Annotated in this window: 23 protein-coding genes; 9 read left to right on the top strand and 14 right to left on the bottom strand. The window is 73.6% G+C overall.

The features are described from left to right. The first annotated feature begins 354 nt into the window (after nt 1–354). Together ACIBPB_RS24135 and ACIBPB_RS24130 are read left to right on the top strand one after the other, a co-directional pair. Nucleotides 355–2,001, top strand: a complete 1,647-nt coding sequence (locus ACIBPB_RS24135) for a glycoside hydrolase family 27 protein (RefSeq protein WP_396841744.1) — start codon at nt 355–357, stop codon at nt 1,999–2,001. A gap of 106 nt (nt 2,002–2,107) precedes the next feature. Then, on the top strand, nt 2,108–2,581 hold the full coding sequence (locus tag ACIBPB_RS24130) for an OsmC family protein (RefSeq protein ID WP_396841743.1): 474 nt from the start codon (nt 2,108–2,110) through the stop codon (nt 2,579–2,581). Nucleotides 2,582–2,585: 4 nt separating this feature from the next. On the opposite strand, the gene ACIBPB_RS24125 is transcribed toward ACIBPB_RS24130, so the two are convergent. The 4 genes from ACIBPB_RS24125 to ACIBPB_RS24110 form a co-directional block, all read right to left on the bottom strand. Next, nucleotides 2,586–4,178 (bottom strand): hypothetical protein, encoded by a 1,593-nt coding sequence (locus ACIBPB_RS24125; RefSeq protein ID WP_396841742.1) that lies wholly within the window; start codon nt 4,176–4,178, stop codon nt 2,586–2,588. Next, complete coding sequence (locus ACIBPB_RS24120; protein WP_396841741.1) at nt 4,175–5,077, bottom strand: ATP-binding cassette domain-containing protein; 903 nt, start codon at nt 5,075–5,077, stop codon at nt 4,175–4,177. The genes ACIBPB_RS24125 and ACIBPB_RS24120 overlap by 4 nt, the downstream gene beginning before the upstream one ends. Nucleotides 5,078–5,211: 134 nt before the next feature. Beyond that, on the bottom strand, nt 5,212–5,886 hold the full coding sequence (locus ACIBPB_RS24115) for a potassium channel family protein (protein ID WP_396841740.1): 675 nt from the start codon (nt 5,884–5,886) through the stop codon (nt 5,212–5,214). Then, nucleotides 5,879–7,180, bottom strand: coding sequence for a TrkH family potassium uptake protein (locus ACIBPB_RS24110; protein WP_396841810.1), 1,302 nt, complete (start codon nt 7,178–7,180; stop codon nt 5,879–5,881). The genes ACIBPB_RS24115 and ACIBPB_RS24110 overlap by 8 nt, the downstream gene beginning before the upstream one ends. Nucleotides 7,181–7,471: 291 nt before the next feature. Between ACIBPB_RS24110 and ACIBPB_RS24105 the strand changes: the two genes are divergently transcribed. Continuing rightward, nucleotides 7,472–8,788, top strand: a complete 1,317-nt coding sequence (locus ACIBPB_RS24105; RefSeq protein ID WP_396841739.1) for a cation:proton antiporter — start codon at nt 7,472–7,474, stop codon at nt 8,786–8,788. Here the strand turns inward: ACIBPB_RS24105 and ACIBPB_RS24100 are convergent. From ACIBPB_RS24100 to ACIBPB_RS24075, 6 genes are all read right to left on the bottom strand, one after another. Beyond that, nucleotides 8,770–10,068 (bottom strand): SLC13 family permease, encoded by a 1,299-nt coding sequence (locus tag ACIBPB_RS24100; RefSeq protein ID WP_396841738.1) that lies wholly within the window; start codon nt 10,066–10,068, stop codon nt 8,770–8,772. The genes ACIBPB_RS24105 and ACIBPB_RS24100 overlap by 19 nt on opposite strands. Beyond that, nucleotides 10,065–10,511 (bottom strand): CBS domain-containing protein, encoded by a 447-nt coding sequence (locus ACIBPB_RS24095; RefSeq protein ID WP_396841737.1) that lies wholly within the window; start codon nt 10,509–10,511, stop codon nt 10,065–10,067. The genes ACIBPB_RS24100 and ACIBPB_RS24095 overlap by 4 nt, the downstream gene beginning before the upstream one ends. Nucleotides 10,512–10,636: 125 nt before the next feature. Next, nucleotides 10,637–10,924 (bottom strand): BON domain-containing protein, encoded by a 288-nt coding sequence (locus tag ACIBPB_RS24090; RefSeq protein WP_396841736.1) that lies wholly within the window; start codon nt 10,922–10,924, stop codon nt 10,637–10,639. Next, the gene (locus tag ACIBPB_RS24085; RefSeq protein ID WP_396841735.1) at nt 10,921–11,520 is read right to left on the bottom strand and encodes an STAS domain-containing protein; all 600 of its coding nucleotides are present in this window, start codon (nt 11,518–11,520) and stop codon (nt 10,921–10,923) included. The genes ACIBPB_RS24090 and ACIBPB_RS24085 overlap by 4 nt, the downstream gene beginning before the upstream one ends. Next, complete coding sequence (locus tag ACIBPB_RS24080; protein WP_357328758.1) at nt 11,517–11,864, bottom strand: hypothetical protein; 348 nt, start codon at nt 11,862–11,864, stop codon at nt 11,517–11,519. Before ACIBPB_RS24080 ends, ACIBPB_RS24085 begins: the two co-directional genes overlap by 4 nt. Nucleotides 11,865–11,886: 22 nt before the next feature. Next, nucleotides 11,887–12,297: an STAS domain-containing protein gene (locus ACIBPB_RS24075; protein WP_396841734.1), complete on the bottom strand. Its 411-nt coding sequence runs from the start codon at nt 12,295–12,297 to the stop codon at nt 11,887–11,889. 155 nt (nt 12,298–12,452) lie between these two features. Between ACIBPB_RS24075 and ACIBPB_RS24070 the strand changes: the two genes are divergently transcribed. From ACIBPB_RS24070 to ACIBPB_RS24055, 4 genes are all read left to right on the top strand, one after another. After that, nucleotides 12,453–13,124: a response regulator transcription factor gene (locus ACIBPB_RS24070; protein ID WP_396841733.1), complete on the top strand. Its 672-nt coding sequence runs from the start codon at nt 12,453–12,455 to the stop codon at nt 13,122–13,124. Beyond that, nucleotides 13,121–14,476 carry a sensor histidine kinase gene (locus ACIBPB_RS24065; RefSeq protein ID WP_396841732.1) on the top strand — a complete coding sequence of 452 codons (1,356 nt, stop codon included), beginning with the start codon at nt 13,121–13,123 and terminating at the stop codon, nt 14,474–14,476. Before ACIBPB_RS24070 ends, ACIBPB_RS24065 begins: the two co-directional genes overlap by 4 nt. Next, nucleotides 14,473–15,036: a GerMN domain-containing protein gene (locus ACIBPB_RS24060; protein ID WP_396841731.1), complete on the top strand. Its 564-nt coding sequence runs from the start codon at nt 14,473–14,475 to the stop codon at nt 15,034–15,036. The genes ACIBPB_RS24065 and ACIBPB_RS24060 overlap by 4 nt, the downstream gene beginning before the upstream one ends. 231 nt (nt 15,037–15,267) lie before the next feature. Beyond that, complete coding sequence (locus tag ACIBPB_RS24055) at nt 15,268–16,335, top strand: hypothetical protein (RefSeq protein ID WP_396841809.1); 1,068 nt, start codon at nt 15,268–15,270, stop codon at nt 16,333–16,335. 48 nt (nt 16,336–16,383) lie between these two features. Here ACIBPB_RS24055 and ACIBPB_RS24050 read toward each other — a convergent pair whose 3' ends face one another. Further along, the gene (locus ACIBPB_RS24050; protein ID WP_396841730.1) at nt 16,384–16,689 is read right to left on the bottom strand and encodes a hypothetical protein; all 306 of its coding nucleotides are present in this window, start codon (nt 16,687–16,689) and stop codon (nt 16,384–16,386) included. Nucleotides 16,690–16,813: 124 nt separating this feature from the next. On the opposite strand from ACIBPB_RS24050, the gene ACIBPB_RS24045 reads away from it, so the two are divergent. After that, on the top strand, nt 16,814–18,217 hold the full coding sequence (locus tag ACIBPB_RS24045) for a protein kinase (protein ID WP_396841729.1): 1,404 nt from the start codon (nt 16,814–16,816) through the stop codon (nt 18,215–18,217). A 75-nt stretch (nt 18,218–18,292) separates the two neighbouring features. Here ACIBPB_RS24045 and ACIBPB_RS24040 read toward each other — a convergent pair whose 3' ends face one another. After that, nucleotides 18,293–19,087 carry a hypothetical protein gene (locus ACIBPB_RS24040; RefSeq protein ID WP_396841728.1) on the bottom strand — a complete coding sequence of 265 codons (795 nt, stop codon included), beginning with the start codon at nt 19,085–19,087 and terminating at the stop codon, nt 18,293–18,295. Beyond that, nucleotides 19,078–19,836 (bottom strand): aminoglycoside adenylyltransferase family protein, encoded by a 759-nt coding sequence (locus tag ACIBPB_RS24035; RefSeq protein WP_396841727.1) that lies wholly within the window; start codon nt 19,834–19,836, stop codon nt 19,078–19,080. The genes ACIBPB_RS24040 and ACIBPB_RS24035 overlap by 10 nt, the downstream gene beginning before the upstream one ends. An 89-nt stretch (nt 19,837–19,925) precedes the next feature. Between ACIBPB_RS24035 and ACIBPB_RS24030 the strand changes: the two genes are divergently transcribed. Continuing rightward, a complete protein-coding gene (locus tag ACIBPB_RS24030; RefSeq protein ID WP_396841726.1) occupies nt 19,926–20,114 on the top strand; it encodes a ribonuclease in 189 nt (62 codons plus the stop codon). Between the two features lie 101 nt (nt 20,115–20,215). On the opposite strand, the gene ACIBPB_RS24025 is transcribed toward ACIBPB_RS24030, so the two are convergent. After that, nucleotides 20,216–22,045 (bottom strand): glycoside hydrolase family 15 protein, encoded by a 1,830-nt coding sequence (locus ACIBPB_RS24025; RefSeq protein ID WP_396841725.1) that lies wholly within the window; start codon nt 22,043–22,045, stop codon nt 20,216–20,218. Between the last annotated feature and the right edge of the window lie 85 nt (nt 22,046–22,130).

The following is a 22,130-nucleotide window of genomic DNA, read 5'->3' as shown; positions in this document are numbered from 1 at the left end:
GACCGGCGCCAGTGACATCAATGGATTGCGATGTTATCGCTCACACGGTAGCTTGTCGCTGGGGAGCGAAGGGCACGTCTCGGCGGAGCGATCGGGCCGCGATCCGGGCGACGCGGCAGGCCTCCGGTCCCGCCGCCGGTCGGCGAGCACCGCCGGCTCAGCCCCGAGCGACGCGAGCCCCGCACCGTCCACCGCGGCGGTGACCGCCGGACCCGTCCGGCCCGACCGTCCCGGGCCGGGGCGGGCGCAGAGCCGCACCAATCCACCACCGTCCCGTCCCGCCGCCGGCGCAGCGCCGACCGCCGGCCGGACCGTCACCTGTGACGGCGTACGCCGCCACGGGAAGGAGATCCGATGAGACCCTTCGCCTCGGGCCGCCGCTGGGCCGCCGGCCTTGCGGCCGGCCTGCTGCTGGCCGGCACCCTGACCGCGCTGCGCCCGGACGCCGCCCAGGCCCTGGAGAACGGGGTCGCCCGCACCCCGCCGATGGGCTGGAACAGTTGGAACTCGTTCGGCTGCAACATCAACGAGACGCTGATCCGGCAGGCCGCCGACGCCATCGTCAGCAGCGGCATGCGCGACGCCGGCTACCAGTACGTCGTCGTCGACGACTGCTGGTTCAACCCCAACCGGGACTCCGCCGGCAACCTCCAGGGCGACCCCGGCCGGTTCCCCAGCGGCATGAAGGCGCTCGGCGACTACCTGCACGGCAAGGGCCTGAAGTTCGGCCTCTACCAGGTGCCGGTCGACCGGACCTGCGCGCAGTACTTCAACTCCTACCCGGGCGCCACCGGCAGCCAGGGCCACGAGGCGCAGGACGCCCGGCAGTTCGCCGCGTGGGGCGTGGACTTCCTCAAGTACGACTGGTGCTCGCCGAACGGCACGATCGACCAGCAGGTGGCGACCTTCGCGAAGATGCGTGACGCGCTCGCGGCGACCGGCCGGCCCATCGTCTACAGCATCAACCCGAACAGCATCCACGCCAAGACGGGCCCGCAGCGCAACTGGGGCGACGTGGCCAACATGTGGCGGACCACCGAAGACATCACCAACGCCTGGGACACCGGCCAGACCAACGGCTACCCGATGGGCATCCAGAACATCATCAACGTCACCGTGCCCCTGGCCGGGTACGCGCGCCCGGGCGCGTTCAACGACCCCGACATGATGGAGGTCGGCCGGGGCGGCATGACCGACACCGAGATGCGCAGCCACTTCGCCATGTGGGCCGTGCTCGCCTCGCCGCTGATCGCCGGCAACGACGTACGGTCGATGAACTCGGCCACCCAGAGCATCCTGACCAACCGGAACCTGATCGCGATCAACCAGGACACCCTCGGCCGGCAGGCCACCCAGGTCTCCTTCGACGGCACCCGCCGGGTGCTGGCCAAGCCGCTGGCCAACGGCGACGTCGCGGTGGCCCTGTTCAACCAGGGCAGCAGCACCACGACGATCTCCACCACCGCGGCGGCCGTCGGCAAGAGCGGCAGCAGCTTCACCCTGCTCGACGCGTGGACCAACGCCACCAGCACCACCAGCGGCACCATCTCGGCCAGCGTCCCCGGGCACGGCACGGTGGTCTACCGGGTCAGCGGCGGCGGCACCACCACCCCGCCCCCGACCACCAGCGGCACGCTGGTCAGCGCCGCCTCCGGTCGGTGCCTGGACGTGCCGCAGAGCAACACCGCCAACGGCACGCAGCCGGTCATCTGGGACTGCAACGGTGGCAGCAACCAGCGGTGGACGGCCAACGGGGACACCCTGCAGGCCCTGGGCAAGTGCCTGGACGCGCCGTTGAACGCCACCGCGGGCGCCAAGGCGCAGATCTGGGACTGCAACGGCGGGACCAACCAGCGCTGGACCCGCAACTCCGACGGCACCATCAGAAACCAGCAGTCCGGCCTCTGCCTCGACGTCAACGGCGCGGCCACCGGCAACGGCACCACCGTGATCCTCTGGACCTGCACCGGCGCCGCGAACCAGCGCTGGACCCTGCAGTAGGAGCGGCCAGCCCGCAGCGGGTCGACACCCGCTGCGGGCGCGGTCCGCGTCCCCGGGCGGCACCTCTGCGAGCAGCCGCGGCCGTCGGCCCGGTAGCGTCGCGGCCATGAGTGACGACAGCTTCCGCTCGGTGCGGATCGAGCGCACCGGCATGGGGACGTACGCCGTGCGGAACACCCGCGGCGGGTCGATGTCCGTGGGCATGGGCGAGGACACCAGCTTCACCCCGGTGGAACTGCTGCTCGCGGCCATCGGCGGGTGCACGGCCATCGACGTCGACCTGATCACCAGCCGGCGGGCCGAGCCGATCCAGTTCTCCGTCGACGTCTCCGGCGACAAGATCCGGGACGAGGCGGGCGGCAACCGGATGCGGAACCTCAAGGTCGAGTTCACCGTGACGTTCCCGGCGGGCGCGGACGGCGACCGGGCACGGGAGGCGCTGCCCCGGTCGGTGCAACAGTCACACGACCGGCTCTGCACCGTCTCCCGTACCGTCGAACTCGGCACTCCCGTCGCGATCGAGATCGACGGCGCCGCCGGGGTCCGGCAGGAGCAGGAGAGCAGCGACGACGACCGGTGAGGGTTCACCCCCACCGGTCGCGCCGACGGTAGCCCCAGGCGCCCGCGCCGGTCACCGCGACCGCCACCCCGAGCAGGACGGCGACCGCCGTCCAGTTCGGCGCGCCGGCGGGTACCGGGGACAGGTGCGCGAACGGCGACAGGCGGCCGACCCAGGCGGGTGCGTGGACGCTGTCCGCGGTCACCTTGAGCAGGAACCCGCCGGCCGTGGGCAGCATGCCGATGGTGGCGACCGCCCGGGGCGCCAGGCCGAGCGCGAGGGTGGCCGCCGCGGCGCCGAGCAGCGCGACCGGCAACACGTTGACGGTGCCGGCGAGCGCGGCGTCGAGCGGCAGGTCGCCGCCGACCACCGTCGCACCGGCCCAGGTGGCGACGGCCGCCACGGCGGCGAGCGCGGCGGCGCCGGCCACGGTGGTGGCCACCTCGGCGGTCAGCAGCCGGGCGGCGGTGACCGGCCCGGCGTGCAGCAGGGTCAGCCGTCCGGCATTCTCCGCCGCGGCGAACGCGGCCAGCCGGGCGGTGGCGAACGCGCCGATCGGGATGGCGAGCAGGGCGAACAGGGTGGCGGCGTACCCCCGGGCGGTGCCGAGACCGGCGAACCCGGCCTGGGCGGCGAGGTCGGCGAAGCGGGGATTGTCGGTGAGGAAGGCGGTGAGCGAATCGACGAGCAGGCCGATCAGCAGGAAGTACGCGCCGATGCCCGCCGACCAGCCGGCGAGCGGCCGCAGCATCCGCCGGACCGCGAAGGCGCCGACCGAGCCGAGCAGCCAGTCGCGGGGCGGCCGACCGGCCGGCGCGCGCAGCAGCCCGGCCCCGACGTCCCGCCGCCCGGCAAGGATCAGCGCGAGACAGGCCAGCGCGGCTGCCGTGAGCGCGAGCGCGAGCAGGGGAGCCCATCGGTCGTCCCGGTAGGGGCGGGTCAGGGCGAGCGGCCCGTACGGGGGCAACCAGCGCAGCCAGGCCAGCGCCGGAACGCCGTCGCCGACCATGCGGGCCAGCAGCCCGAGACCGAGGCAAGCCAGGGTGGCGCCGGTGGCCCCGGCGCGGGTGGGAAAGACCTGCCCGGCGCAGGCCGCCGCCGCGACGGCGAGCAGCCCGGCCAGCGTCAGGCCGGCGGCGTGCAGCAGCGCCCCGGCCGCAGGCGTGCCGGCGGTCGCCAGCGCGGCGGCCAGCAGCATCCCGGTCAGCGTCATCGCCGCCGTGCCCACGGCCAGGTGCCGGACCAGGACGCCGGCCGGAGTCAACCGGCCGGCGAGCAGCAGGTCCCACCGGCCGCTCTCCTCCGCGCCCCGGGTCAGTCGGGTGGTGGCCAGCGCGCCCCAGGTGGTGAGCAGGACGGCGAGGACGGTGCCGGTGCGCCAGACGGTGAACCCGCCGGCGCTGTCCAGCGCGACGGGGGCGCCGAACAACGTGCGGATCGCCGGGTTCCCGGCGAGCGCGGCCAGCGACTGCACGGCAGCGGCGTCGCCGACGGTACGGGCGTAGGTGCCGACGACGAGCGTGGACATGCCGACGGTCACCGCCGCGACGACGACCGCCGGGCGGCGCAGCTGGCGGGCCGCGAGTCGGGTGACCGCGGGCCCGGGCGCGCCGCTCACCGGTCCCCCTGGCCGTAGTAGTCGAGGAAGATCTCCTCCAGGCTCGGTTCGCGCACGGTGAGGGCGGTGACGTCGGCCGCGGCGAGGGCGCGCAGGGCGGCGGCGGGCGGCCCGGCCAGCGAGAAGCGCAGCATCCCGTCCGCCCGGTCGAGCAACTCGATGCCGGGGACCTCGGTGAGGTCCGGGGCGCGACCGGCGAACTCCGCGGTGACCTCACTGCGGTGCAGCCGCCGCAGCTCAGGCACCGTCGCGACGTCGACGAGCCGACCGGCGCGCAGGATCGCCACCCGATCGCAGACCGCCTCCACCTCGGCCAGCTGGTGGGAGCAGAGGAACACCGTCTGCCCGTTGTCGCGCGCCTCGGCGACGGCCCGGCGGAACTCGAGTTCCATCAGCGGGTCCAGGCCGCTGGTCGGTTCGTCGAGCACCAGCAGGGGAGCCCGGGTGGCGAACGCGGCAACGAGCGCCACCTTCTGCCGGTTGCCGGTGGAGTAGGCGCGGGCCGGCCGGGACAGGTCGAGGCCGAAGCGCTCGACGAGCGCGGCCCGATAGGCGGAGTCGATGCCCGGGCCGGTGGCGGCGAGCAGTTCCAGCAGTTCCGCGCCGGTCAGCTGGGGCCAGAGCGCCACATCGGCCGGCACGTAGGCGAGCAGACGGTGCGCGGCGGCGACGTCGCCGGCGTCGGCATCGAAGATCCGGGCCCGGCCCGCGGTGGGACGGGCCAGGCCGAGCAGCAGCCGGATGGTGGTGGACTTGCCGGCGCCGTTGGGCCCGAGGAACCCGAACACCTCGCCGGCGTGCACGGACAGGTCCAGCCCGTCCAGGGCCAGCAGGCGGCCGTAGCGTTTGGTGAGCTGGTGGGTGCGGATGGCGGGCGTGCTCAGCACGGGTGTGGTCATCGGTGGCCTTCCGGTCGGCAAGGATCACGACTGCCGACCAGGCTTCCCGGCACACCACTGGTCACCGTACCCACGATCCGCCACCCGCGGAAGGCACGGATGTGCCGGCACCCGGGCGCGCCGAAGGAGGCGCGTCACTCGCTGGCGGCGAAGCGCTCCACGTTGTCGACCGGCCCGACGATGAGGATCAGATCGCCGTAGGCCAGCACGGTGTCCGGAGTGGCATGGGTGAATTCGGGGCGCCGGCCTATTGTGGCCTGCGGTTTGACCGCGACGACCGTGACGCCCCACCGGCTGCGCAGTCGGGAGTCACGCAGCGGCCTGCCGACGACATCGCGGGGCGGGGTGGTCTTGACCACGGCGAAGTCGGCGTCGACCTCGACGTAGTCGAGGATCCGACCGGACAGCAAATGGGCCACCCGTTCGCCCATGTCGTGTTCCGGCGCGACGACCTTGTGGGCGCCGACCCGGGTGAGGATGTGCCGGTGCTGGTCACTGACGGCCTTGGCCCAGATGTCGGGGATGCCGAGTTCGGCCAGCAGGCTGGTGGTGAGGATGCTGGCCTGGATGTCCGTGCCGATCGCCACGACGGCGCGCCGGAACTCGCCCACTCCGAGTTGCCGCAGCGCCTCGATGTCGGTGGAGTCGGCGGTGACCACGTGCGGCAGGCGCCCGGACATCGCCTGCACCACCTTCGGGCGGTGGTCGAGCCCGAGCACTTCCGTGCCCCGGCTGGCCAGTTCCAGGGCCAGGGCGGCGCCGAAGCGGCCCAGACCGATGACCACCACGGGTTCTGTCAGGTCAGCCAACGATCGTCCTCTCCTCGGGCAGTTCGAAGCGTCGGGTACGGTCGCGCAGCGCCAGCGCGGTGGCCAGGGTGAGCGGCCCGATGCGGCCGGCGAACATCAGCACCGTCAGCAGCAGGTCGGCCTGCGGTGGCAGGCTGCCGGTGATCCCGGTGGACAGCCCGACCGTGGCGATGGCCGACACCACCTCGAACAGCACCTGTTCGAGACCGTGCTGGGTGATCGCCACCAGGGCGAACGTGGCGGTGACCACGGCGCCGACGCTGAGCAGCGCCACGGCCAACGCCTGCCGCTGGTTGCTGGCCGGAATGCGCCGTTTCCCGATGTTGACATGGATCTCGCCGCGCATCTCGGACCAGAGTACGAACGCCAACAGCCCGAATGTGGTGACCTTGATGCCGCCGGCGGTGCCGGCGCTGCCGCCGCCGATGAACATCAGGACGTCGCTGGCGAGCAGGCTCTCCGGGCGCATGGCACCGATGTCCAGGCTGTTGAACCCGGCGGTACGGGTCATCGCGGAGGCGAAGAACCCGGCCAGCAGCTTCTCCGGCCCCGTCAACGGGCCCAGCGTGTCCGGGTTCGTGAATTCCGTTACGGTCAGCACGGCAGTGCCCAGCACCAGCAGGGTCACCGTGAGCGTGACGGTCAGGCGGGTCATGACGGACCAGAGCGCAGGCCGGCGCCAGCTCCGCGCGAGTTCGAACACCACCGGAAACCCGAGACCGCCGAGGATCACGGCTGCGGCGATGGTGAGGCTGATCCAGGGGTCGGTGACGTAGCCGACGAGGCTGTCGGCGTTGGTGGAGAAGCCGGCGTTGTTGAACGCCGACACCGCGTGAAACACCCCGTGGTAGAGGGCCGGCCCCGCCGCTTCTCCGTATCCTCCGGCGAACCGTAGTGCCAGCGCCACGGCTACCACGGCCTCGCTGGCGAGGCTGAACAGCACGATCCGCCGGACCACCCCCCGTACGTCGGTGAGGTCGAGGCTCCTGGTCTCCGCCTGCGCGAGGAACCGGGCCCGCAGTCCCAGCCGCCGTGACACCAGCACGGTGAACAGCGTGGCCACCGTCATGATGCCCAGCCCGCCGGCCTGGATGAGCAGCAGGATGACCACCTGCCCGAACGAGGACCAGTAGCTGCCCGTGTCGACGGTCACCAGGCCGGTCACGCACACCGCCGACGTCGCGGTGAACAGCGCGTCGACCAGCGGTGCCCGCTGCCCCGACTGGGTCGCCGTCGGCATCGACAGCAGCCCGGTACCCACCGCGACCGCGGTGCCGAATCCGATGGAGATCACCTGAGCCGGATGGCGGAACCGGCCGCCGCGCTGCTGCCACACCGGCCGCCGCCTGATCAGCGCCACGACGCGCTCGCCGGTCCCGGGCCCGCCGCCGTTGTCGCCTGCCCCGCCCGTCGTTCCCGCATCACGCCTGGATCCTGCCACGACCCGGCTGGCGACGATCATCGGCGCTGCTCCGCGGTGACGCCCGGAACGTGGACCGGCGGGAGCCGATATGATCGCCGGGATCCATGGCGCGCCGGGAAGTCTGGTCGGCACCGTGAACGACCGTGCGCTCCGGAGGTCCCCTTGCTGCTGTTGTGCTTCGCCGCTGTCCTGCTCGCTGCCGTGCTGGTGTCGGCGCTCGCGCACCGCACGATCCTGTCCACCGCGGCGTTGTTCCTGGTCGCCGGGTTCGTCCTGGGGGAGGGCAGCGCCGGGGTGCTGCACCTGCACGCCGATTCGCCGATCGTGGCGCAGTTGGCGGAGCTGGCCCTGTTCGCGGTGCTGTTCACCGACGGCATGCGGGTGGGTTGGGCGGACCTCCGGTCGGCGTGGCGGCTGCCCGGGCGGGCGCTGGGCTGGGGCCTGCCGTTGACGCTGTTGGTCACCGCCGTGCTGGCGCACTACGTGGCCGGACTCGGCTGGGCGGAGTCGTTGCTGATCGGGGCGATCCTCGCACCGACGGACCCGGTGTTCGCGGCCGCGCTGGTCGGCAACGACAAGGTGCCGGCGCGGCTGCGGCACCTGCTGAACGTCGAGTCGGGCGTGAACGACGGCCTGGCGTTGCCGTTCGTGGTGGTGCTGCTCGCGGTCGCGGCCGGCTCCGACGACCTGCACCTGGGGGAGCTGGCCACCGAGCTGGCGGTCGGGCTGGCGATCGGGGTGCTGGTGCCGCTCGCCGCGATCGCGCTGGAGCGGACCCGGTTCTTCGCCGCGTCGGCGGCGTACGCGCCGCTGAACGGGGTCGCGATCGGGCTGCTGGTGCTGGCGCTGGGCAAGGCGACCCACGGCAACCTGTTCCTGGCCGCGTTCGCGGCCGGCATCACCGTGGCGACCTTCGGGCCCCGGGAACGGTCCGCCTTCGAGCACTTCGGCGAGAACGTGGCCGAGTTGCTGAAGCTGGCCGCGCTGCTGGTGTTCGGCGCGCTCATCTCGCCCGCGTTCCTCGGGGAGATCGCCTGGACCGGTTGGGTGTTCGCCGTGCTGGCGATCGTGGTCGCCCGGCCGGTCGCCCTGTGGGTGTCGTTCCTGCGCAGCGGTCTCGGCCTGCGCGAGCAGGCCGCGGCGATGTGGTTCGGGCCGAAGGGCTTCGCCTCGGTCGTCTACGGGCTGCTGGTGCTCGAGTCCGGCATCGGGGCCGCCGACGAGATCTTCCACCTGGTCGCGTTGACCATCGTCATCTCGATCCTGGCGCACTCCTCGACCGACGTCGTGGTCGCCCGGGCCTTCGACGACACCGCCGACACGCCGACCTGGCACGGCGTGGTGAACCGGATCCAGCGGGCGCGGCGAGGACCGGGCCAACCCGCCGCCGAGCCGGCCGGGACTGGAGCCGAGCGGGCCGGCCGGGGCGGCGGTGGCGGGGACGACGCGGCGGCCGGGGATCACGCCAGCAGGAAGTAGCGCAGCCACAGATAGGGCACGGCGAGCCCGACGGTGACCAGGGTGACCAGGATGCCGTACCGGGTGAACTGCCAGAAGGTGATGCGCTGCCCGGCACGCTCGGCCAGGCCGAGCACCACGACGTTGGCGGAGGCGCCGACGGCGGTGGCGTTGCCGCCGAGGTCGGCGCCGAGCGCGAGCGCCCACCACAGCACCCGGGACTGCCCGGTGCCGCCCTGGGCGTGCACCAGGTCGGCGACGACCGGGCTCATGGTGGCCACGTACGGGATGTTGTCCACGATCGCGGAGAGCGCCGCGGACCCCCAGAGGAGCACCATCGTCGCCGGCAGCATCCGGCCCTCGGTGGCGTTGATCGCGGCGCGCGAGATCTGCTCCACCACGCCGGTGTTGACCAGGGCACCGACCATGATGAACAGGCCGGCGAAGAAGACCAGGGTGGGCCACTCCACGTCCCGGCTGATCTCTCCGGCGTCGAGCCGGGACAGGGCCAGCAGCAGCAGGCCGCCGAGCAGGGCCACCACCGCCGGCTCCAGGTGCAGGGTGGTGTGCAGGACGAACGCGGCGGTCACTGCGGCGAGCACGGCCAGGCCGAGCGTCAGCAGCCGGCGGTCGCGGATGGCGTCGCCCTCGTGCAGGGCGGCGATCTGCGCCGCCCGCTGCGGGTCGTAGCGGAAGGCGTCCCGGAACAGCACCCGGCACAGCCCGAGGAAGGCCACCAGGAGCAGCACCACGAGTGGCGCGAGGTGGATCAGGAAGTCGTTGTAGGACAGGCCGCCGCGGCTGCCGATGATGATGTTCGGCGGATCCCCGACCAGGGTGGAGGTGCCGCCGATGTTGGACGCCATCGCCTCGGCGATGAGGAACGGCGCCGCCGGTACGCCGAGCCGCTCGCAGACGAGGAAGGTCACCGGGGCGACGAGCAGGACGGTGGTGACGTTGTCCAGAGCGGCCGACGCGACCGCGGTGATCAGCACCAGGATCACCATCACCCGGTACGGGCGTCCCCGGGCGCGTTTGGACGCCCACACCGCCACGTACTCGAAGCCGCCGGTGCGTTTCAGCACGGCGACGATGAGCATCATGCCGACCAGCAGGAAGATCACGTTCCAGTCGATGCCGGCCTGCTCGGAGAAGAAGGCGTGCGCCGTGTCGGTGGCGCCGATCAGGAACATCACGGCGGCGCCGCCGAGCGCGGCGGCCACCCGGTGGATCTTCTCGGTGGCGATCAGGACGTACGCGACGGTGAAGACGGCGACCGCCGCCCAGGCCACGCCCGTCATCCGGCGAGCATCCGGTCGAGCAGGGCGTCGAGGGTGATGCCGCCGATCATCGGGGCACGGGGCGCGGCCACCGCGACCAGGGGGCTGCGCTTCTGCGCCATCACGGCGGCGATCTCGAGGGCGGTGGCCTGCGGGTCGACCACCGGCGGCTCGGGATGCTCCGGCGGCAGGAGATCAGCCACCGTACGCCCCTCGGCGCCGCGCAGGAACACGTCCGCCGAGGGCTCGTCGATCATCCGGGCCAGGGTCGGATCCTCCCGGCAGTAGCCGGGAATCACCAGGCGCAGCACCTGGGTGCCGGGCAGCACGGTGACCGGGCAGCCGCGCTCGTCGACCACGATCAGACCGGGCAGGTTGTGCCCGGCCAGCAGCCGGGCCGCCTCCAGCACCGACGTGGCCAGGGTGATGGTGGGCAACGGTACGGCCAGATCTCGGGCTCGCACGACGGCTCCTGTGGGTTCGGGACATGACGGGTCACACGCCGACCAGACTTCCCGGCACACCGACGATCACCCTAGCGGCCGGAGTCCCGGATCTCACCCGTACCCGGAAGTGGCGGTCGGCGGGGTCACCGGCGGCCACGACCGCGCGGGAACAGCCTCATCGCGTTGCACACGTCGAAGACGCCGGGGACGTCCCAGGCCAGTTCGGCGGCCGCCCGCCGGGTCTCCTGGTCGGCCACCATGCCGGTCAGGATGACCACCCGGTTCTGCACCGACACCGAGATCTGCTGGCGGCGGGTGGTCCAGTCGATGCTGAGCCGCTGCGCGACCAGCGCCGCGAGCCGCAGGTCCCCGTCGAGCGGCTGGTCGTCCCGGTGGAACGGGTTGTGGTCGGGATAGGGCCACGGCATCATCGGGCGACCTCCCTGCTCGCCACCGGCGAGGCCGCCCGGGCCGGTGCCCCGACCGCCCGGGTGCAGTGCCGGAAGGCGGCGGCGCGGGTCGGGAAGATGGGAAAGACCTGTTCCAGTCGCATCGTGTGCAGCACCGTCCGGATGAATCGGGAGGGGGCGACCAGGCAGAGCGTCCGGCCCTCGTTGCGGGCGTCCTGGTGGGCCCGCACGAGCAGGCCGAGGCCGGTGGAGTCGATGGTGGCCACGTCGCCGAGGTCCACCAGCACCTGCGGGCCCAGCGTGAACGCCTCGCGCAGCACCCGCCGCACCGACTCCGCGGTGTCCGCCTCCCCGGCCGGCCGGTCGTCCGGCCCGTCCAGGTCATCGATGCCCAGCGGATTGCCCAGCCCGGACGCGTCGCCGCCCACCGACGGGTCGAGCGAGCACCGCGGGCAGTGGTGCGGGCCGGAGGCGAAGGCGGAGCCGCTCCACCCGTTGTCGAGGACCAGCGTCCACACCACCTCGGCGTCCGGCAGGACGTTGCCCGCGCCGGTGACGGTGTCACCGCAGCCGTCACAGATCATGCTCAGCAGATTCTCCGTCGGTACCACCGTCATGCCTGACCTCCCACCGTCCGGCCGTCGCGCAGCCGGTCCCCGTCCTCCGGCCGGCCGGCCGGACCACCGCTCAGCTCGGGCGTCCGGCGCCGGCCGGCGGCCACGACGCCCAGGACGACCGCCGGGAGGGCCAGGCCCACCTGGGCCACCAACCGGTGCGGCGCCAGGTTGTCGAGATCCACGCCGAGCAGGCGGGCGATGACGGAGCCCAGCAGGGCCGCCGCCACGCCGAGCGCGATGGTCAGCCACACCGGCGCGGCCTTCGGGCCGGGCAGGGCCAGCCGCCCCACCAGACCGACGCCGATGCCGACGGCCAGGGCGCTGAGAAGCGCGCTGCCACCCACGTTCTTCTCCTCTCCGTCGCGGTCAGGGCGTTACCGGACTGACCCGGGCCCGCCCCCGTACCGGACCGATCGGTCCGCCCGCGGCCTCGCCGCGCGGCGACCGTGGCGGCGGGGGCGACGCCACGACGCGCAGGACCTGGTCGAGGTGGGCGGTGTCGAGGATCCGCCGGATCCGGGGGTGGGGATCACGCAGGGTGAGCGCGCCGCCACTGCGGGCCAACCGGCGCTGGACGTCCAGGAGCAGGCCGATGGCGGCGGCGTCGATCTGCCGGCACTCGGACAGGTCGATCACCACCTCCGCCGGTTGCAGGGACAGGACCCGGTCGAGGGCCGCGCCGACCTCGGCGAGGTGCGGCAGGTCCAGCTCGTCGACGATGTCGAGCTCGACCCGGGGCACCCGGCACTCCGGCTCGGGTGGCTGGCGCGAGGTCACTGACGGCTCCTCCGGATCTCTGGTTGTCCGACTCCCTGACGACTCTGGGTACGGATCGTGGAGGTCCCTGCGCAGCTTCATGACAGTTGTGTGACAAAACCGGGTGGGCCGGCACCGGGTTGGGCATCGCGACACGGAGCAGGGATGATGCGGCTATGACGGCCGTACTGGTGATCGAGGACGACGACCGGATCCGGCTGGCGCTCCTGCTCGCGCTGGAGGAGGAGGGTTACACCGCGTACGGGGCGGCCAGCGCCGAGGAGGGACTGCGCCGGCACCAGCAGGCGCCCGCCGACAACATCCTCGTCGATCTGATGCTGCCGGGCCTCGACGGCTTCGAGTGCATCCGGCAACTGCGCCGCGACGACGATGTACCCATCGTGGTGGTCAGCGCGCGCGACGACACGCACGACATCGTCGCGGCGCTGGAGGCCGGCGCGGACGACTACGTGGTCAAACCGGTGGCGATCAAGGAACTCACCGCCCGGCTGCGGGCGCTGCGCCGGCGGGCGCGGGCCGGCACGGCGGTCTCCGTCCAGGTCTTCGGTGACCTGGAGATCAGCGCCGAGGCCGGCGAGGTGCGCCTCGACGGTCGCCCGGTCGCCGTGACCCGGACCGAGTTCCGGCTGCTCTGCGAGCTGGCGCTGCACGTCGGCAAGGTGCTGTCCCGCCAGCAGTTGCTGCAGCGGGTGTGGGGCTACGACACCGGCGACGAACGGCTGGTCGACGTGCACGTCGGCCGCCTCCGGCAGAAGATCGAACGCGACCCGGCCAACCCCCGGCACCTGGTGACGCTGCGCGGGCTCGGCTACAAGCTGCAGCGATGAGCCGCCTCGGACTACGCGCCCGGGTCACCGCCGCGTTCGCCGTCGGCGCCGCACTGCTCGCGGCGGCCATGGCCCTGTTCTCGTACGACCTGACCCGCCGGTCACTGCTGGAGGAGCGGGAGCGCACCGCCGTGCGGGCGGCGTTCTTCGACGCGGCGGTGGTCCGGTCCGGGCTCGACACCGACGCGCCGGACATCGCGGCGGTGCTCGGCTCCCTGGACACCGGCAGCGCCCGGCGGCCCCTGCTGCACCGGGACGGGCGGTGGTACGCGCGGAGCGCGGAGATCCGCGGCAGTTCCGTCCCGGAGGAGCTGCGGCGGACGGTCTCCTCGGGCACGCCGGCCGTGCAGCGGGTCCGCGCCGACGGGCAGCCAGCCCTGCTGGTCGGCGTGCCGCTGTCGGCGACGGTCAGCTATTACGAGATCACCTCGCTGCGGGAGGTCGAGGAGACCTTCCAGTTGGTCGCGTTGACCCTCACCGCCGTGGCCATCATGGTGGCGGGCGCGGGCGCCGCCCTCGGCTGGTACGCGACCCGGCACAGCCTGCGTCCGCTGACCGCGGTCGCGGACGCGGCCGAGCGGATCGCCGCCGGCGACCTGGAGACCCGCCTCGACCCGGCCACCGACCCGGACCTGACCCGCTTCTCCACCTCCTTCAACCGGATGGTCGAGCAGTTGGCCCGGCACCTGGAGCGGGACCGCCGCTTCGCCGCGGACGTCAGTCACGAGCTGCGCTCGCCGCTGCAGACCCTGGCCGCCGCCGGTAGCGTGCTGCAGCGCCGCCGGGAACATCACGACGAGCGGACCGCGGTGGCGGCCGGCCTGGTGGCCGACGAGATCAACCGCTTCCAGCGGCTGGTCGACGACCTGATCGAGCTGGCCCGGGCGGAGCAGCCGACCAGCCGCGAACGGGTCGACGTCGCGGCGCTGGCCGGCGAGGTGTGCCACCGCCACGGGCTGCCGGCGGACCTGGTGCGGGCCGTGCCGCCGGCGGGCGTCCGCTGGCACGTCGACCGGCGCCGGGTCGGGCAGATCCTGCACAACCTCGTGGAGAACGCCGTCCGGTACGGCGGCGGACCGGTCGCGATCCGGCTCGGCTGCGACGGCGACGGGACCGGGGTGATCGAGGTCGACGACGACGGGCCCGGCGTGCCCGTACCGGACCGGGAGGTGATCTTCGACCGCTTCGTCCGTGGCCGGGCGGCGCACGACCGGGCCGGCACCGACGGCACCGGGCTCGGACTCGCCCTCGTCGCCGAACACGCGAGCGCGCACGGCGGTCGCGCGGTGGTCACCGATCGCCCCGAGGGCGGCGCCCGGTTCCGGGTGGAGCTGCCGGGATGTGCCGGATGAGGCGTCTCCTGCTGGTCGCCAGCTGCGTCGCCGTGCTGGCCACCGGGTGTGGCGTGCCGGTCGACGACGCGCCCCGCCCGGTCCCGGTGCCGCCGGGACCGTTCGCCAACCCGGCGCCCGACGCGACCGCGACCAGCTCGGGGCGGAGCGCGGAGCCGCTGTGTTTCCTGCGCGACGACCGCCTCGTCCGGGTCGTCCGGCCGGTGGAGTACCTGCCCGACGTGGCCACCCACCTGGAGCATCTGCTCGCCGGGCCGGCGGAGGCCGACCGGGACGGTGGCCTGACGAGCGCCCTGACCGGGCGGGCGGTGCGCCCGGGTGGCCGGCTCACCGCCGGCGTGGCGGAGGTCGAGGTCGCCGAGGCGGCCGACGAGAGCGGACGCAGCGACGAGATCCTGGCCTTCGGCCAGATCGTCTGCACCTTGACCAGCCGGGCCGACGTGCACTCGGTCACCTTCCGCCGGGACGGCCGGCCGCTGGAGGTGCCGCGGGCCGACGGCGCACTGACCACGGAGCCGCTCACGGCGGCCGACTACCGGTCGCTGATGGCGGCCCGCTGAGCCGTGCGGCGGGTCCGTGGACCCAGCCGGCCGGCGGCCCGCGCCGGCACCGGACGGGGTGCCGGTGGGCCCAGGGGGAGCGGGACGGGCAACTGCCGTCGTAACCTCTGCTGGCGGTGCCGCCGCCCGGTCGCGGCGGCCGGGGCGGGCCGGGCCGGGACGATGTGAGGGGCAGTGGGGGAGCGGCACGGGCGAGCGTGGGGCCGGCGGAGCGCCGGATGGGCCGCGGTGATGCTGGCGCTGGCGCCGGCCGGCGCGGCGGTGGCGGCACCGCCACCGGCCGCCGCGGGCGCGGTGCCGCTGCGGGCAGCGTCGCCCGCCGGGGTGCCGGTGTGCCGGGTACGCGACAGCCGGCTCAACGAGATCTCCGGGCTGGCCGTCACGGCGGGCGGGTTCGTGGTGGTGAACGACAGCGCCGACGACGAGGCCCGCCGACGGATCTTCTTCCTCGACCAGGGCTGCCGGGTGACCCGGACGGTGCGGTACCCGTCGCGCCCCCGGGACACCGAGGACCTGGCCGTCGGGGCCGACGGCACGGTGTGGATCGCCGACACCGGCGACAACGACCGCTCCCGGCAGACCGTGGCCGTGTGGCGGCTGCCGGCCGGCGGCGACCGGCCGGTGCTGTACCGGTTGACCTACCCGGACGGGGCGCACGACGCCGAGGCGCTCCTGCTCGACGGCGACGGACGGCCGCTCATCGTGACGAAGCAGGGCGGCCCGGCCGGGATCTACGCCCCGGCGCGAGACCTCGTGGCGGGGCGCGCCGTGCCGCTGGTCCGGCGCGGGCAGGTGGGGCTGCCGGGCACCGACACCAGCAACCCGTTCGGGTTCCTCGGCCGCGCGGTGGTCACCGGCGCGGCGACCTCGCCGGACGGCCGGCGGGTGGTGCTGCGCACCTACGCCGACGCGTTCGAGTTCGACGTGCCGGGTGGGGACGTGGTGGCCGCGGTGACCGGCGGCACGCCGCGGGTCGTGCCGCTGCCGGACGAGCCGCAGGGCGAGTCGATCGCCTACAGCCGGGACGGCCGGTCACTCCTCACCGTCTCCGAGGTCGCCGACCAACCGGCCGGCACCCGACCGACCATCCTGCGCTATCCCGCGCCCGGTTCGCCCCGCTCACCCAGCGCGGCGGCGACGACGCCGGCGCCGGCGTCCACCCGTGCCGCGTCGCCGGCCGTCGCGGCACCGTCCGAGCGGGACGGTCGTCGGGGCCTGCCGGCCGTGCTGCTGGTCGGGGCCGGGCTGGCCGCCGCCGGCCTGCTCGCGATGATCGCGGCCCGCCGCGCGAAACGCTGACCGTCGGGAATCGGTCCTCGGTCCCTGCGTACGTCCCGGCCGGCGAGGTCAGCCGTCGCTGCGCGGTAGACCGCGGTGGGCGGCCCACAGGACGCCGGCGCGGCTGGCCGCCCCGGCGACCAGGTCCGCCAGTTCGGGCCGGTCCGGCACGGCGAACGAGACGTAGGTGCCGCGACCGCCGGCCGTCGGCCGGCCGTACGCCTTCGCCGCGAGGTGCCCGTCGCGGAGGAGCCGGACGTTCAAGGTCGTCAGGGTGAACTCCGTACCGCGCCGGGTGTCGGTCCAGCGCAGTTCCTCCGGGATCGTGACGTTGATCGCCAGGGCGCCCACGTCGGGGGTGACGTCGCTGCTCATGGGCGTCATCGTCGCACGGGCACCGGAACCGCCGGCAGCACCGGAGCCGCCGTCGGCACCGGGCATCCGGGACGGGCCTGGCGTGACGGACGAGCCGGCGGGGTACGAGAATCGAATGCCAGAAGTGGGTGACCTCGTCGGCGCCCGGTACCGCCTGACCGAGCGGATCGCCGCCGGCGGAATGGGTGAGGTGTGGCGCGCCGTCGACCAGACGTTGAAACGCGACGTGGCGGTCAAGGTGCTGCACGGCCGGGCCGTGACCGAGGCGAGCGCCGGTGAGCGGTTCCGGCGGGAGGCGCGGGCGATGGCGGCGCTGCGCCATCCGGGCGTCGCCGAGGTGTACGACTACGGTGAGACGGGCCTGCCGGGTGAGCCCGGCACCGCGTACCTGGTCATGGCCTATGTGCGCGGTCAGCCGCTGTCGGCCCGGATCGCGGAGGCCGGCCGGCTCGGCACCGCCGAGACCATGTCGATCGTCGCGCAGACCGCCCGTGCCCTGCAGGCCGCGCACGAGGTCGGAGTGGTCCACCGGGACGTGAAGCCGGGCAACCTCGTCATCGAGCCGGACGGGCACGTCGTGCTCGTCGACTTCGGCATCGCGCTCTCCGCCGACGCCGCGGAACTGACGGCGGCCAACCAGGTCATGGGCACGGCCCTCTACATGGCGCCGGAGCAGCTCGGCAAGACCGGTGTCAGCCCGGCCGTGGACATCTACGCGCTCGGCGCGGTCGCCTACCACTGCCTCGCCGGCCATCCCCCGTTCCCGGGCGACAATCCCATCGCGGTGGCGCTGCGCCGCCTCGACGAGGAGCCGCCGCCGCTGCCCGACGACGTCCCGCCGGCCGTCGGTGACCTGGTCGCGACCGCCATGGCCCGGGAGCCGGAGCGCAGATTCCCGACCGCCGCGGCGATGGCCGACACGGCCGACACCCTCAGCGGACCGCCGGGTGAGCACCCGGTTGCCGGACCGCTCGATGAGCGCCTTGGCGCTGGGCCGCTCGGTGCGCACCCGGCCGCCGGATCGCCGGGGGAGGGCCCGGAGGCCTTGCCCGCCACCGTGGCCGTACCCCGGGCCGTCGCCCCACCGCCGGCTCCCGCCGCCGGTCCGACCGGGCGGGCCGGCGGCCGACGGCGGGCCATCGCCGGGCTGGTCGTGACGGGTCTGGCCGCCGTCGCCGCCGTCCTGGTCTTCGCCGACGGCACCGGCTGGTCGCCGGGACGCTCCGGAGAACCCACGCCGTCCGTGACCCGCTCGGGCGAGCCCGGCCCCGCCGGCGGCGATCCTCGACAGACGCCGGGAAAGGCGCACGACACGACCCCTGGCCGGCGCGCGACCCCGACCGCCGGCGGCGCGTCCGGCGCCGCGTCGGCCGGCCCGCAACCGGCCCGCACCGACCGTCCCGCCCCGACCGGCGGCACGCCGTCGGACGCCCCGGCCAGCGAGTCGCCGGCCGAGCCCACCGCGGCACCGACCGACGAGCCGGATACCCAGTCCAGCGCGCCGTCACCGCAGGCGACCACGGAGTGACGCGGCGCCCGCCGCAGGCCGGTCCGGGCATGTGCGGTGCCAGGGTGCAGGGCTGCCGGTCGGAGCCCGTCCGGATCAGCAGGCGGCGAGGTCGGTGCAGTGCGCGATGGTCGCATCGTCCGCCGGCACCGCGTGGCGCGCCTCGGCCTGGCGGACGCGCCGGATGATCTCGACGGGTCCGCTCGCCGCGAGGACGGCCAGGACCACTGGCCAGTCCGCGAGGTGGAAACGGTCCACGAGGCGACTGGCGCCGTTGCTGAGCAGGACCGCCCCGGCCAGCTCGGAGGCCGGACAACGCCCGGTGAGCGCCTGGTCCGCCGCCCGCGGGTCGTCCTTGGCCAGCCAGAACCCGCCCGGCTGGTTACGGTGGGCGCGCAGTTCCCGCAGGACCCGGTGGTACTCGTCGCTTCCCTCGGCGGTGGCCGCCAGCTTCGACTGGTACGCCCGGCTGATGACCACCTCGCGGGGATCGGAACGGAGCAGCGGCGGCCCGTCCGCCCGGTCGAGCAGCACGTACGAGTCACCGAGCACCAGGTGCTCGACGAGGCCGTCGGCGACGCGCAGCATGGCGACGGTCGCCGACGGACTGATGGGGTCGGCGACGTCGCAGGTGTCCCGATGGGCGTCCGTCACCCGTTCGATCGCCTCGGCGAGCAGCGCGGAAAGGCTGCGGTCCAGCACGAGTGACAGGAGGCCGAGCAGGTTTCCGCCCAGCCGGCTCGCGTACCAGGCCACGCCGTGCCGGCAGACGGATTCGGCGCCGGGGATACCAGCGCCGTCGATCAGCACCGCCGCCGTCGGTACGGCGCCGGTGAAGTCCTCGTTCGCGCGGTCGACCCGGGCCGCCGCGCTCGCCATCGTCACTCGCACGCGTGCCGTCTGATCTCGGCGAGGACATGGTCCGCGTGCGGGCGTACCTGTGCCCGCAGCTCGTCACTCCAGCTCTCCTCGGCGTACCGGCGGTTGAGGTACAGCTCCTTGGCATGCTGAAGCACGGGGCGGTGCTCCGCCGGCAGCCGGGCCAACGCCCAGTCCGCGGCGGCGTCCTTCGACCTGATCTGACCGGTGGCGAGGGTGGTCCAGACCCGGGCGAAGGTCAGCAGGACGTTGCGGGTGTCGTCGTCGAGATCCTGGAGCAGGCCGGGAACGCCGGCCACGGTCGCGCGTACCAGGTCCGCGTGCGGCACCGGGTCGAGGACCTGCGCGGGCGGCGCACCGGTGAGCGGATGGTCGCCGGCCAGGACCATCGCGACCAGCAGGGCCAGGTCGGGCATGGGTACCGGCGGAGGCGGCCCGCCGACCTCGAAGTCCTGGCGCAACCACTCACCGTAGTGGAAATCGCAGGTCGGCGGGAACCGCCACGGGCGAACCTCCGACTGGACGACCACGGTGAGTTCGACGGGGCGGGCCTGGTTCCGGGAACCGGAGAGCGGGAAGAGCCCGTCGAGGAGTTGACGCCGCTCCTGATCGTTCATGGACCGCCGGGTGACGACGAGGACGTCCAGGTCGCTGGCCGGTCTGAGGCCACCGAGCACCGCGGAACCGTCCAGGTAGCTGCCGACGACCTCCGGACCCAGGACCCGGCCCACCAACCCGACGATCTCCCGAAGCTGGTCCATCGCGCCAGTTTCGGCCCTCGCCGGGTACGGGCGCATCCGGATTTCCGCCGGTCGGCATGGCCTTGGCGGGCACCGGGTATGGGGTGGTGGTGACCGGACCTGAGCAGAGCAGACGGCAGCAGGAAGAAGCGCTCGAGCGCGGCGAGATCTACCAGGACGCCGAGGGACGCCGGACCGACGAGCCGCGGGCCGGCGCGGGACACGCGCGCAGTGAAGCCGACCGGAACGCCGAGCACCTGCGGCGCGGCGAGGTCGGCCCGGGCGTACCGGAGCAGTAGCGGCCGGCGGTCCCACCGGCCCGCCGAGGCGGCGTGCGGCCGACGACGCGGTTGGCAGCACGCCGGCGGGCGTCGGGCGGGACGACGGGTCCGCGTACCGCTCAGCGGCGCTGGTTGTCGAGCATCTCGTTGAGGTGCAGCGCCGTGGTGATGAGCGCCAGGTGGCTGAACGCCTGCGGGAAGTTGCCGATCTGCTCACCGGTGAGGGCGATCTCCTCGGCGTACAACCGCAGGTTGCTGCTGAAGGTGAACATCTTCTCGAAGGTGAGCCGGGCGTCGTCGAGCCGGCCGGCGCCGGCGAGCGCCGAGACGTACCAGAAGGTGCACATGTTGAAGGTGCCTTCGTCGCCGGGCAGCCCGTCGGGTGCGGCGGCCGGGTCGTACCGGTGCACCAGGCTGTCGGAGACCAGTTCCTCCTCGATGGCGCGCAGCGTCGAGCGCCAGAGCGGGTCGGTGGGGGTGATGAAGTTGACCGCCGGCATGATGAGCAGCGCCGCGTCGAGGACGCTCTCCCCGTAGCTCTGCACGAAGGAGCGGCGGATCGGGTGGTAGCCGCGCTCCATGATCTGGTTGTAGACGGTGTCGCGCTGCTGGACCCAGCGGTAGACGTCGGCGGGCCGGCCGTGCCGGCCGGCGAGACGGATCGCCCGGTCGAAGGCGACCCAGGACATCATCCGGCCGTAGGTGTAGTTGCGGGGGTGGTGGCGGCTCTCCCAGATGCCCGCGTCAGGCTGGTCCCAGTTGCGGCAGAGCCAGTCGACGAGCCGGACCGTGCTGCGCCACACCTGGTGCGAGGGCCGGATGCCCTGCTGGTCGGCGAGGTGCATGGCGTAGAGGGCCTCGCCGTGGATGTCGAGTTGCAGCTGGTCGGCCGCGCCGTTGCCGATCCGTACCGGGCCGGAGCCGCGGTAGCCCTCGAAGTGTTCGAGCACCTCCTCGTGCAGGTCGGAGGAGCCGTCCACCCGGTACATGATCTTCAGGGGGGCGGCGTTGTCGCCCGCCTCGCGGATCCGCTCGTCCAGCCAGTCCACGTACCGGCTGGCCTCCTCGGTGAAGCCGAGACCGAGCAGTGCGTGCACCGAGAAGGAGGTGTCCCGGATCCACGTGTAGCGGTAGTCCCAGTTGCGGGTGCCGCCGATCTGCTCGGGCAGCGAAGCGGTCGGCGCGGCGATCATCGCGCCGGTCGGGGCGTACGTCATGAGCTTCAGGGTGATCGCGGACCGCTCCACCATCTCCCGCCAGCGCCCGCCGTAGGTGGAGCGCTCCAGCCAGCGGCGCCAGAAGTCGAGGGTCCGCTCGAACATCGCCTCGATCTCGTCGGCCGGCATGATGCGGGGCGCCCGGGCGGAGGCCGTCTCCAGCACGACGCCGCCGGTCTCGCCCTCCTGGAGGGTGACCCGGCCGACCAGGTCGTGACCGTTGTCGACATCGCGTTCCCGGAACAGCTTCGGCACCGGCTGGACCGGGTTGAGCGTCAGGCTCATCGACGGGCTGCGGAAGACGTACCCCTCGGCGTGCACCTCCAGTTCGTGGCGCTGCCGGCCGTAGTCGAAGCGCGGCCGGCACTCCAGCTTGAAGGGCATGCTGCCGCGGATCATCCGGACCAGCCGGACCAGGCGATGCTGGTCGGTGGGGCGGTCCCCGGCGATCGGCATCCAGTCGATGATCTCGGCGACCCCGTCCGCGCTGATGAAGCGGGTGATCAGGATCGGCGTGTCGGGCTGGTAGAGCTGCTTGGTCACGTAGCGGACGCCGTCGGGGGTGATCCGGAAGTAGCCGCCCCGCACCCGGTCCAGCAGCGCCGCGAAGATGCTGGGGGAGTCGAAGCGCGGCGCGCAGAACCAGTCGATGGTGCCGTCGCACGTGACGAGGGCAGCCGTCTGGAGGTCACCGATGAGCCCGTGGTCCTCGATGGCGGGATAGTCGTCCACGCCGCCCTCCCCACGTCACCTGTTTCCGTTCGGACGGTAGACGGGCGGGGCGGGCGCGGGACGGCGGAGCGGGGACGATCACCCG

Origin of the sequence: Micromonospora sp. NPDC049836 (assembly GCF_044465125.1) — a bacterium.
GTDB lineage: Bacteria > Actinomycetota > Actinomycetes > Mycobacteriales > Micromonosporaceae > Micromonospora.
This window is presented reverse-complemented; position numbering and strand designations above follow the sequence as displayed.